Origin of the sequence: Acidovorax sp. CCYZU-2555, from assembly GCF_018413525.1 — a bacterium.
Lineage (GTDB): Bacteria > Pseudomonadota > Gammaproteobacteria > Burkholderiales > Burkholderiaceae_C > Comamonas.
This window is the reverse complement of sequence record NZ_JAHCDD010000077.1, coordinates 16,659-27,871: the sequence shown is the minus strand read 5'-3', so window position 1 is coordinate 27,871 and position 11,213 is coordinate 16,659. Positions and strand designations below refer to the sequence as shown.

8 protein-coding genes are annotated in these 11,213 nt (G+C 68.7%); 7 read left to right on the top strand and 1 reads right to left on the bottom strand.

Annotated elements, in window-relative coordinates:
* The 6 genes from KHY18_RS22045 to KHY18_RS22020 form a co-directional block, all read left to right on the top strand.
* Positions 1–1,085: AMP-binding protein (locus KHY18_RS22045; protein ID WP_213304975.1), on the top strand; the 1,085-nt coding region annotated here is incomplete at its 5' end.
* Positions 1,078–1,896 (top strand): enoyl-CoA hydratase-related protein, encoded by an 819-nt coding sequence (locus tag KHY18_RS22040; RefSeq protein ID WP_213304973.1) that lies wholly within the window; start codon positions 1,078–1,080, stop codon positions 1,894–1,896. The genes KHY18_RS22045 and KHY18_RS22040, both read left to right, overlap by 8 nt.
* A gap of 10 nt (positions 1,897–1,906) precedes the next feature.
* Positions 1,907–2,824, top strand: a complete 918-nt coding sequence (locus tag KHY18_RS22035; RefSeq protein ID WP_249729302.1) for an SDR family NAD(P)-dependent oxidoreductase — start codon at positions 1,907–1,909, stop codon at positions 2,822–2,824.
* Positions 2,825–2,874: 50 nt separating this feature from the next.
* Positions 2,875–3,882 (top strand): Bug family tripartite tricarboxylate transporter substrate binding protein, encoded by a 1,008-nt coding sequence (locus KHY18_RS22030; RefSeq protein WP_213304971.1) that lies wholly within the window; start codon positions 2,875–2,877, stop codon positions 3,880–3,882.
* 80 nt (positions 3,883–3,962) lie between these two features.
* A complete protein-coding gene (sbcD, locus tag KHY18_RS22025; protein WP_213304969.1) occupies positions 3,963–5,204 on the top strand; it encodes an exonuclease subunit SbcD in 1,242 nt (413 codons plus the stop codon).
* Positions 5,201–8,635, top strand: coding sequence for an AAA family ATPase (locus KHY18_RS22020; protein ID WP_213304966.1), 3,435 nt, complete (start codon positions 5,201–5,203; stop codon positions 8,633–8,635). The genes sbcD and KHY18_RS22020 overlap by 4 nt, the downstream gene beginning before the upstream one ends.
* 4 nt (positions 8,636–8,639) lie before the next feature.
* On the opposite strand, the gene KHY18_RS22015 is transcribed toward KHY18_RS22020, so the two are convergent.
* On the bottom strand, positions 8,640–9,608 hold the full coding sequence (locus tag KHY18_RS22015; RefSeq protein WP_213304963.1) for a Bug family tripartite tricarboxylate transporter substrate binding protein: 969 nt from the start codon (positions 9,606–9,608) through the stop codon (positions 8,640–8,642).
* A gap of 184 nt (positions 9,609–9,792) precedes the next feature.
* On the opposite strand from KHY18_RS22015, the gene KHY18_RS22010 reads away from it, so the two are divergent.
* A complete protein-coding gene (locus KHY18_RS22010) occupies positions 9,793–11,124 on the top strand; it encodes an MmgE/PrpD family protein (RefSeq protein WP_213304960.1) in 1,332 nt (443 codons plus the stop codon).
* Positions 11,125–11,213: the final 89 nt, after the last annotated feature.

Sequence of the window (11,213 nt, the reverse complement as noted above, 5' to 3'; positions counted from 1 at the left end):
CCGATGATGTGTCGCAGATCCAGTTCACCAGCGGCACCACGGGCGCGCCCAAGGGCGCGATGATCACGCACCGCGGCACGCTCAACAACGCCCGGCTGTTCGGCGCGCGCGCGGGCTTTCGCGCGGGCGACCGCATGGTGAGCGCCATGCCGTTCTTTCACACGGCGGGCAATGTGGTCGACGTGCTGGGCCTGCTGAGCCATGGCGGCACGCTGGTCAAGGCCATACAGTTCGAGCCGCTCAAACTGCTGCAGCTGGTCGCTAGTGAGCGCGCGACCATCCTGCACGGCGTGCCGACGATGCTGATCGCCATGCTGCAGCACCCGCAGGCCGGCGAATTCGATACGCGCAGCCTGCGGCTGGTGCTGTCGGGCGGAACGCCCATTCCCGTGCCGCTGCTGGAGCAGGTCAAAAGGCAGTTCGGCGCCGACCCGGTGATCGGCTTCGGCATGACCGAGGCCAGCCCCATGGTGACCGGCACGCCCGCCACGGACAGCTTTGAGCTCAAGTCGGCGACGGTGGGCAAGCCGCTGGCGCATATTTCCGTGCAGATCGTCGACGCCGACAACCAGCCCGTGGTGCTGGGCCAGGTCGGCGAACTGCTGATCAAGGGCTTTGGCGTGATGAAAGGCTATTACCGTATGCCCGACAAGACCGCGCTGGCCATAGACGCGCAGGGCTGGCTGCACAGCGGCGATCTGGCGACCATGGACGGCGAGGGCTACATCCGCATCGCCGGGCGCATCAAGGACATGATCATCCGCGGCGGCGAGAACGTCTATCCCGCTGAAGTGGAGAGCTTTCTGATGCGCCACCCGGCGATCAAGCAGGCCCAGGTGGTGGGCATTCCCGACGCCTACATGGGCGAGGAGTCGGCGGCTTTCATCCAGCGCCGCGCAGGCCATGCGCTCGACGAAGACGCGGTCCAGGCGTATTGCCGCGCCAACATCGGCCGGCACAAGCTGCCCAAGTACATACGTTTCGTCGACGAGTACCCGCTCACGCCCAGCGGCAAGGTGAAGAAGTTCGATCTGCGCGACGGCCTGATCGCCGCGCTGGCGCAGGAGGAAAGCCACCATGACTGAAGCCGTGCTGCCCCTGCTGTACGAGAAGTCGGGCGCGATTGCCACGTTCACCTTGAACCGGCCCGCGGCGCGCAATGCGCTCACGCCCGAACTGGTGTGCCGTTTCGCCGATGCGCTGCGCGACTTCGCCGCCGACCCCGAACTGCGCGTAGGCATTCTGACGGGCGCGGGCGACAAGGCGTTCTGCGCGGGCGGCGATCTGGCCACGATGCTGCCGCTGATCAGCGGCGATAGGCATGCGGCCGATGCCTGGGATTTTCGCGTGCTGCACGAGCCGTTCGTGATGGCCGCCTCGTCGCTGCGTGATTTTCCGCTCGACAAGCCGCTGATCGCCGCAATCAACGGCGCCTGCCTGGCCGGCGGCATGGAAATGCTGCTGGGCACCGATATCCGCATCGCCGCCGAGCACGCGCAGTTCGGCCTGCCCGAAGTGCGCCGCGGCGTGATTCCGTTTGCGGGCTCGCTGGTGCGGCTCACGCGCCAGATTCCGCATGCGCTGGCCATGGAGTTCCTGCTGACGGGCGAGCCGGTCGATGCGGCCCAGGCCCAGCGCCTGGGCCTGATCAACCATGTCGTGCCCGCGGCCGAAGTGCTGCCGCGCGCGCTGGCGCTGGCCCAGCGCATCGCGGCCAACGGGCCGCTGGCCGTGCAGGCCGTCAAGCGCACCGTGCGCGCGACCAGCGGACTGGCGCTGGATGCAGGCTATGCGATCGAGAACGAGGCCAAGCGCCTGGTGATGGCTTCGGAGGATGCGCGTGAAGGACCACGCGCGTTCATGGAAAAGCGCGCAGCGCGCTTCACGGGACGTTGAGGAGACAGCAATGAACGAAAACAGCATGGATTTGACGGGCCAGTCGGCCATCGTGACCGGCAGCGGGCGCGGCCTGGGCCTGGCGTTTGCACGCGCGCTGGCGCGCGCCGGGGCGGGCGTGGTGATCAACGACGTGGACGCCGAGGCGGCGGCGCGCGCGGTCGCGCTGATAGAAGCCGAAGGCGGCCAAGCCGTGGCCGAGGTGGTCGCCGTGGGCACGGCCGAGGCCGCGGACCGGCTGGTGGCGCGCGCCGTGGAGCGCTTCGGGCGGCTGGACATCCTGTGCACCAACGCCGGCATCTTGCGCGACCGCGTGCTGTGGAACATGTCGGACGAGGAGTTCGATCTGGTGACGCAGACGCACTTGCGCGGCAGCTTCACCTGTGCGCGCGCCGCGGTGCGCCAGATGCGCGCGCAAGGCCAGGGCGGGCGCGTGGTGCTGGTGAGTTCCATTTCGGGCCAGCGCGGCAAGTTCGGCCAGGGCAACTATGCGGCGGCCAAGGCCGGCATCGCGGCCATGGCGCGCACCTGGGCAACCGAATGCGCGCGCGCCCACATCACCGTCAACGCCATCGTTCCCGTGGCCATGACGCAGATGGTCGCCAGCATTCCCGCGCTGATGCCCTATGCCCAGGCCGCCGAACGCGGCGAGCCCTTGCCCGCATCGCTGCGCCAGGGGCTGGGCCTGGGAACGCCCGCAGACGTGGCGCCGCTGCTGGTGTTCCTGGCCTCGCAGCAGGCCGCGCAGATCACCGGCCAGTGCATAGGCATTGGCGGCGACAAGCTGTCGCTGTGGTCCCAGCCCGCGGAAGTGCGTGTCGCCTACCGCGACGGCGGCTGGGATGCCCAGGCCATTGCACAAAGCTGGCCCGGGGGCGTGGGCCGCCAGCTCGAGCCTTTCGGCGACGAGATCCAGTTGCCTGTGTGAACGCTGGCGCGCAAGCGGCAGCACCGATAAAACCAACCATAAGACGAGACATGAAAACCATCCCATCTTCCTCCTTTGCGCCCAGCCGCCGCGGCGTGCTCACGCTGACTGCCGCCGGCCTGCTGACGGCGCTGCCCGCGGGCCTGGCGTTCGCCCAGGGCTATCCCGACCGCGCCGTCAAGGTCAGCGTGGGCTTTCCGCCGGGAACGGCGCCCGATGTGGTGGCGCGAGTGGTCAGCATCAAGCTTGCAGAAAAGCTCAAGCAGCCGGTCACGGTGGAAAACCGCACGGGCGCGGGCGGGCAGATCGCGGTGCAGCTCGCAACCAAGAGCCCGGCCGACGGCTACAACGTGCTGCTCGCCGAAGTCGGCTCGATCAGCATCGCGCCATCGGCGTTCGAGAATCTGCGCTACGATCCGCTCAAGGAGCTGGTCGCGGTGTCCGAAGTCGCACGCGCCAACTTCCTGCTGGTCGTGCCGGTGCAGTCGCCCTACAAGACGGTGGAGGAGCTGGTGAGCGGCATGAAGGCGCGCCAGGGCAAGGTCAACTTCGCGACCTTCGGCGCGGGCACGCCCGGGCATTTCGGCGCCGAGCTGTTCGCGACCCAGGGCGGTTTCAAGATCGAAGCCATCCACTACCGCTCGACCGGCGACGCCATCACGGCGATTGTCGCGGGCGACGCCGAAGCCGCTTTCGTGACCACGGCGCTGGGCATGGCCCAGGTCAACGGCGGCAAGATGCGCGCGCTCGCGACCACGGCCGGTCAGCGCAGCAGCCTGATGCCCGAGGTTGCGACCTTTGCCGAGGCCGGCCTGCCCAAGGTCAACTTCTCGTCCTGGATCGCGTTCTTCGTGCCCGCGGGAACGCCGCGCGCCATCGTCGCCACGCTCAATACGGCCATCGTCGACGTCATGGGCGATGCCCAGGTCAGGAGCACGCTGGGCGAAGGCGGCTTCCAGGTGCTGGGCACCAGCCAGGCCGACACCGAAAAAATGGTCAAGGCCGATACGCAGCGCTGGGCCGATATCGTCAAGGGCACGGGCATGAAGCGTTTCTGAGGCCTGGGGCTGCGCAATGGCGGGTTTTAGCGGCTAAAAACCGCCGCGCCCCAGGTTCGGGGGTAGGAGAATAGGGGCCTATGCGCATTCTTCATACTTCCGACTGGCATCTGGGCCAGCATTTCATGGGCAAGACCCGCGAGGCCGAGCACCAGGCGCTGATCGCCTGGCTGCTTGATCAGGTCCAGGCCCAGTCCGTGGATGCGGTGCTGATCGCCGGCGATATCTTCGACACCGGCGCGCCGCCCAGCTATGCGCGCACGCTCTACAGCCAGCTGGTCGCGCGCCTGCATGCGGCCGGCGTGGCCTTGCTGCTGCTGGGCGGCAACCACGACTCGGTCAGCGTGCTCGAAGAAAACCTTTCGCTGCTGGCCTGCCTCAACACCACGGTGGTCGCTGCCGTGGGTGCGCTGGATGCGCATGTCGTGACGCTGCCGCTGCGCAGCGGCGAGCCCGGCTGCATCGTCTGCGCCCTGCCTTTCATTCGTGCGCGCGATGTGGTGCAAAGCCAGGCCGGGCAGACCGCGCAAGAAAAGCAGCAGGCGCTGCAGTCGGCCATCCAGGAAACCTACCAGACGGTATATGCGCAGGCGCTCGCGCTGCAGGCGCAACTGCAGGCCTCGCTGGGGCGCACGCTGCCCATCATTGCCACCGGCCATCTGACCACGGTGGGCGCGAGCAGCAACGAGTCGGTGCGCGAAATCTATGTGGGCGCGCTCGAAGCGTTTCCCACCAACGCATTTCCCGCGGCCGACTACATCGCGCTGGGCCATATCCACAAGCCGCAGAAAGTCGGCGGCCTGGAACATATCCGCTATTGCGGCTCGCCGATTGCGCTGGGTTTCGATGAAGCGCGCCAGACCAAGCAGGTGCTGCTGGTCGATCTGGGCGAGCCCGGCCTGCAGGCCGTGACGGCCTTGCCGGTGCCGGTGTTCCAGCCGCTGGCCGCGGTCAGCGCCAGCCTTGCGGGCTTGCCGGCCTTGCTGACGGCGGCCGCCGCCGCGGGCAGCGGCGAGCGCCCGGTGTGGCTCGAAGTCACGGTGCAGGACGACGACTATCTCGATGATCTCGCGGGCCGGGTCGAGGCGCTGCTGCAAGGTTTGCCGGTCGAGACGCTGCGCATCAAGCGCCAGCGCGGGCCGCAGGCCGCGCAGCTCACGGCCCAGGGCCGCGAGTCGCTGGATGAACTCACGCCCGACGAAGTGTTCGCGCGCCGCCTGGCCGAGGAAACGCTGACGCCCGAGCTGCAGCACGCGCTCAGCGAGCGCTATCGCAGCGTGGTCGCGCGCATACAGGCCGCGGGCGAGGGGCATGCAGCATGAAGATCAACAGCTTGCGCTTCAAGAACCTCAACTCGCTCAAGGGCGAGTGGAAGATCGATTTCACCCAGGCGCCGTTCACCGAAAGCAGCCTGTTCGCGATCACCGGCCCCACGGGCGCGGGCAAGTCGACGCTGCTCGACGCGATCTGCGTCGCGCTGTACCACGAGACTCCGCGCCTGAGCAGCCTCAGCGCGTCGGCCAACGACTTGATGACGCGCCACACGACCGACTGCCTGGCCGAAGTGGAATTCGAAGTCCAGGGCAAGCATTACCGCGCCTACTGGAGCCAACGGCGCGCGCGCGACCGCGTCGACGGCGCGCTGCAGGCGCCCAAGGTGGAGCTCGCCACGCGCGAAGGCCAGATTCTGAGCAGCCAGAGCAACGACAAGCTCAAGCGCGTCGCGGCGATCACCGGCCTTGACTTCGCGCGCTTCACCAAGTCCATGCTGCTGGCCCAGGGCGGCTTCGCGGCGTTTCTCACGGCCAGCGCGAACGAACGCGCCGAGCTGCTCGAGGAACTCACGGGCACGGAAATCTATGGCGACATCTCCGCGGGCGTGTTTGAAAGCGCGCGCGAAGCGCGCCAGACGCTGGCGCGCCACCAGGCCCAGGCCGATGGCGTGCAACTGCTGTCCGACGACGAGCGTGCGGCGCTATTGGCCGACGACCAGCGCCTGCAGGAGGCGCTGGCCGAAGTGCACCAAGCCCATGGCCTCGCGCAGTCGCAGCAGCAATGGCTGCAGCAACTGGCCCATGCCGATGCGGCGCTGCAGGCCGCGGACAGCGCCTGCGCCCAGGCCGACGAAGCGCTGGCGCATGCCGGGCCCGAACTGCAGCGCCTTGCGCTGAGCGCGCCGGCCCAGGCCTTGCAGCCCTTGCATCTGGCATGGCAGCGCGCGCTGGCCGCGCGCGGCGAAAGCCAGGCGCGGCAAGGCCAGCTGGCGCTGGCGCAACAGCAATTGCGCAGCGCTCAGGCCCACCGCCACGGCCAGGCCCGGCAGCTGGCGGCGCAGGCGGCCGACAGCGCGCAGCAGCAGCTGGCGCGCATGGCGGCCGAGCTGCAGACCTTGCAGCAGTACCGCGCAACGCATTCTTCCCAGGCCCGGCTCGGCGAACGGCTCAGCGGCTGGCGCCAGCAATTCGCGCAGCGCGCCGAACTGCTGCAGCAACAGGGTGCGCAGCAGCAGGGCGAGAACTTGCTGCAGCAGCAGGTGGAACGCGCCCGGCAGCAGGCCACGGCGAAGGCGGCGCGCATCGCCCCCGCGCTGCAGGCCCAGACCGATGCCGACGCTGCGGCCCAGGCGGCGTCCAGCGCGCTGCAGTCCTTGCTCGACGGCCAGGGCGACAGCGCCGCGCTGCGCGCGCGCTGGCAGCAGCTGCAGGCGCAAGCCCATGGCTGGCAAGGCCTGCAGGAACGTGCGCAGGAGCGCCAGGGGCTGGAGCAGCAGCTGCGCACGCTGCAGCAGCAGGAGCGCGCCGCGACCGATCAGTTGCAGGCGCAAAGCGGCACGCGTGCCCAGCTGCGCAGCCAGTGGAAGCTCACGAACGAACTGGTCACGGGACTGGAGCAGCTGTTAGAGCGCGAGCAGCTCATTCAGAGCCTGGCCGAGCACCGCCAGGCGCTGCAGCCCGGCGAAGCCTGCCCGCTGTGCGGAGCGCTGGAACACCCGGCGGTGGCGAGCTACCAGGCACTCGATGCCTCGGCCACGCGCCAGCAGCTGGCCCAGCGGCGCGGCGAACGCGACGCGCTGCGCCAGCAGGGCGAAGCCGCGACCGAAGCGCTGGCGCGCATCGAAGGCACGCAGCGCGCCTTGCAGGCGCAGCGCGCGGTGCTGGACGGCGATATCGCGGGGCGCTGGTCCCAGGCCTGGGCCGCGCTGTGCGCGCAACTGCCCGCAGAGCTCGCGCCCGCTGAAGACGGCTGGCAGCAGCCCGATCAACTGGCGCAGTCGCAGGCGCAATGCGCGCAGGCGCTGGGTGCGCTGGGCGCGGCGCTGCAGGCCGTGGAGCGCGCCGAGCGCGCGCTGCGCGATGCCAAGGACCAGGCGGGCCAGGCCGAACGCGCGCTGCTCACGGCGCGCAGCGACCATGCGCTGGCGCAGCAGACGCTGCAGGAATTGACGGCGCGCGCCCAGGACGCTCAGGTGGCATTGCAAGGCCTGGCCCAGGCGCGCGCGGCGCTGGAAGCGCAGCTGCAGGCGTCGCTGGCCGACGCCGGCCATGCCGCGCTGCCCGCAGCCGACGCGGCCGCGCAATGGCTGCAGAGCCAGCAAGCCGCCTGGCAGCAATGGCAGGCCGGCGAAGCGCGGCTGCAGCAGCTCGCGCAGGCCATGGCCCAGCAGCAGCCGCTGTGCGACGCGGCGCAAAGCCAGGCGCTGTTGTGGCAGCAGCGCTGGCGCGAACAGGAAGCGCTGGCCACGGGGCCGGTGCCGGCCCTGGCCCAGGATCTCGCCGAATGCCTGGCGCTGATGGAGCAGGGCGCGCAGCAGCTCGCCAGCCTGCAAGGCCAGGCGCTGCAGGCGCAGGCCACGCTGGATGCACAAACCGCCGAAGCCGCCGACGGCGCCGCCGCGTGGCAGCAGGCGCTGCAGTCCAGCGCCTTTGCCGACGAGGAGTCCTATCTGCAGGCGCTGCTGCCGCCCGCCGAGCGCGCGCAACTCGCCGCGCTGCAGCAGCGGCTGCAGCAAGCGCAGCAACAACAGCGCACCTTGCAGGCCGCGGCGCGCGAACGCCATGCGCAGCTGAAGGCCCAGGCCTTGACCGACGAGGCGCCCGATTTGGTGCTGCAGCGCCTGCAGTCGCTGGAAGAGGAACGCGCGCAACTGGGCGCGCAGCGCGGCGCGGGCGGCGCGCGTCTGCACGACGATGCGCAGCGGCGCGCCGGCCAGCAGGCGCTGTTCGCGCAGATCGCGCTGCACGCCAAGGACAGCGACCTGTGGCAGCACCTCGACGGCCTGATAGGCTCGGCCAAGGGCGACAAGTTCCGCAAGTTCGCCCAGGGGCTGACGCTGGACCACCTGCTCAATCTGGCCAACCGCCATCTGTTGCGCCTGCATGGCCGCTATCTGCTGGTGCGCAAGCCCACGGGCGCGCTGGAGATGGACATTGTCGACAGCTGGCAGGGCGATGTGGCGCGCGACACGCGCACGCTGTCGGGCGGCGAGTCGTTCCTGGTGAGCCTGGCGCTGGCCCTGGCGCTGTCCGACCTGGTGAGCCGCAAGACGTCGATCGACTCGCTGTTTCTCGACGAAGGCTTTGGCACGCTCGACGGCGATACGCTCGAAGTCGCGCTCACGGCGCTCGATGCGCTCAACGCCAGCGGCAAGATGATCGGCATCATCAGCCATGTCGAGGCGCTCAAGCAGCGCATTCCCGCGCAGATCCGGGTGGAAAAGGGCGGGGGCGTGGGCTATTCGAAACTGGTGATCTGAGCGCTCAGTCGAGCTTGACCTTCTTGAACTGCTCGGACCAGTGGCTCACTTCGGCCTGCAGCTGCGACTTGAACTCGCCGGGCGAATTGCCGATCAGCACCGCGCCCTGGGGAATCAGCGCGTCCTTGAACTCCTTGGACTGCACGGCCTTGGCGATGGCCTTGGCCAGCTGATCGATCACGGGCTGGGGCGTGCCGGCAGGGGCCAGCAAGCCGTTCCAGGAGTCGGACACCATGCCCGGCAGGCCCAGTTCGGCAAAGGTGGGCACATTGGGCAGGCCGGGCAGGCGCACGGGGCCGGCGATCGCCAGCGGAATCACCTTGCCGGCCTGCAGATTGGGCATGGCGCCGGTCGACGTCATGAACGCCGAGTCGACGACGCCCGCGATCAGGTCGTTGAGCACGCCCGAGCCGCCCGAGTAGGGCACGTGCAGCATGTCTATGCCCGTGAGCTGTTCGAGCCGCAGCGTCGCCATGTGCTGCGTGCCGCCCGCGCCGGTCGTGCCGTAGCTCAGCGCGTTGGGTTTCTTCTTCGCGAGTTCCTCGAACTCCTTGTAGGTCTTGACGGGCATCTTGGGGCTCACGGCCAGCACGCCCGGCGCCGAGGAAATCTTGGAGACCGGCTCGAAGCTCTTGAGCGGGTCGAACTTCTGCTTGGGAAAGACGAACTTGTTCATCGTCAGCGGCGCGGCCGCGAGCAGCAGCGTATAGCCGTCGGGCTGGGCCGCGGCCACGGTCTCGGAGGCGATATTGCTGGTCGCGCCGGGCTTGTTCTCGACGACGAACGCGCCCTTGAGTTCATCCTGCAAGGCCTTGGCGACCAGGCGTGCGACCACGTCGGTGGGGCCGCCGGCCTGAAAGCCCACGACGATCTTGACGGGCTTCGAGGGGTACTTGTCGGCGGCGACAGCCCCCGTGCCAAGGGCCAGGCCCGCGAGGGCCAGCAGGGCGGTGATTGCGGTGAGGCGTTGCATTGTCTTGTCTCCTGTTGTTGTGTTTCCCAGTGCCATGGGAGTGGTCGCATCTTCCCTCCTGCAAGCCGCTGCCAGTTGTTCCAATTGCGCGGGTGGACATGAGCAAAAGATATGTCTGCGCCTGGATGGCAGATATATCCTTTGCTCATCCCCCATTGCCTGGTGGCGCGCCACCACCCTACCCATGTACGTCAGCGAAACCCTAGGCCATTTCGGCGCCAGCTTCCATTCCCGGCAGGTGACTCCCGATGTCATGCACCACGCCAAGCGCGCCGTCGTCGACTGGTATGCGGCGCTGATCGCGGGCTATGGCATGAACCCCACGCCGCTGCTCGAAAAAGCCCTGGCCGAAGACCTGGACCGCGGCCCTGCGCGCCTGGCGCTGGGCCGGCGCGCGACCGTCAAGGCCGCGGCGCTGATCCAGGGCACGGCCTCGCATGCGGCCGAAGTCGACGACATCTTCAAGCATGCGATCTACCACCCCGGCGCGCCGACGATTTCCGCGGCGCTGGCCGTGGCCCAGCAGCAGCAGGCCAGCGGCGAAGAATTCCTCAAGGCGGTGATCGTCGGTTATGAGGTTTCGACGCGCATAGGCCAGATACTGGGGCGCGCGCATTACCAGCATTGGCACAACACCGGCACTGTCGGCACGTTCGGCGCTGCGGCCGCCGCGGCTTGTCTGCTGCGTCTCGATGCGGCCCAGTTCACGCATGCGCTGTGCACGTCGGCCACGTTCGCCGCCGGGCTGCAGCAGGCTTTCCAAATGGATTCGATGTCCAAGCCACTGCATTCGGGCCGCGCCGCCGAAGCCGGCGTCGCCGCGGCGGCCATGGCCCAGCAGGGCGTGACCGGCTCGCTCGACGTGTTCGAAGGCAAGATGGGCATGGGCGTGGCGATGAGCAACGCGCCCGAATGGGCGCCCGTGCTCGCCGACCTGGGTGAAGTCTTCAACATCTGCGCGATGACGTTCAAGAACCATACCTGCTGCGGCCACACTTTCGCGCCCATAGACGGCGCGCTGGCCTTGCAGCAGACCCATGGCATTCACGCCGACGACATCGCCGAGATTCGCGTCGCGACCTATGCCCCGGCACTCGCCGTGGCCGGCAACCCGGCGCCGACGACGGCCGCCGAAGCGCGCTTCAGCATTCCCTATGTGGTCGCCACCGCCTTGCTGTTCGGCAGCGTGCGCCTGGCGGCATTCGACGCCGCGCGCCTGGCCGACCCGCTGCTGCGCGCGCTGATGGCGCGTGTGGTGCTGGAAGTCGACCCCGTGCTCGACCAGCAGTTTCCGGGCCAGCGCGCGGCCGCGCTGCGCATCACGCTGCACGACGGCACGCGCCATGACTTTCTGCAACCCACGCGCAAGGGCGACCCCGACCTGCCGCTGACCGATGGGGATCTGCAGTCCAAGCTGGAGGAGTTTGCCGGGCCGGTGCTGGGGGCGGATGCGCTGGAGCGGGTTTCAAGGCAATTGTGGGCGTTGGAGCGTGTGGAGGATGTAGGGTTCTTTTGAGCCCGGGTCCTTCATCTTTCGACGTAGCCGGCTTGGCCGTGCAAACGTCGCTTGCCCGCTGCCGATTTACTTGAAAAGAATAGCGAATG

Bases quoted from the DNA above. Each gene is read 5' to 3' on its own strand.
- KHY18_RS22030 (WP_213304971.1), top strand. From the start codon at position 2,875: ATGAAAACCATCCCATCTTCCTCCTTTGCGCCCAGCCGCCGCGGCGTG.
- KHY18_RS22040 (WP_213304973.1), top strand. From the start codon at position 1,078: ATGACTGAAGCCGTGCTGCCCCTGCTGTACGAGAAGTCGGGCGCGATT.
- KHY18_RS22010 (WP_213304960.1), top strand. From the start codon at position 9,793: ATGTACGTCAGCGAAACCCTAGGCCATTTCGGCGCCAGCTTCCATTCC.
- sbcD (WP_213304969.1), top strand. From the start codon at position 3,963: ATGCGCATTCTTCATACTTCCGACTGGCATCTGGGCCAGCATTTCATG.
- KHY18_RS22015 (WP_213304963.1), bottom strand. From the start codon at position 9,608: ATGCAACGCCTCACCGCAATCACCGCCCTGCTGGCCCTCGCGGGCCTG.
- KHY18_RS22020 (WP_213304966.1), top strand. From the start codon at position 5,201: ATGAAGATCAACAGCTTGCGCTTCAAGAACCTCAACTCGCTCAAGGGC.
- KHY18_RS22035 (WP_249729302.1), top strand. From the start codon at position 1,907: ATGAACGAAAACAGCATGGATTTGACGGGCCAGTCGGCCATCGTGACC.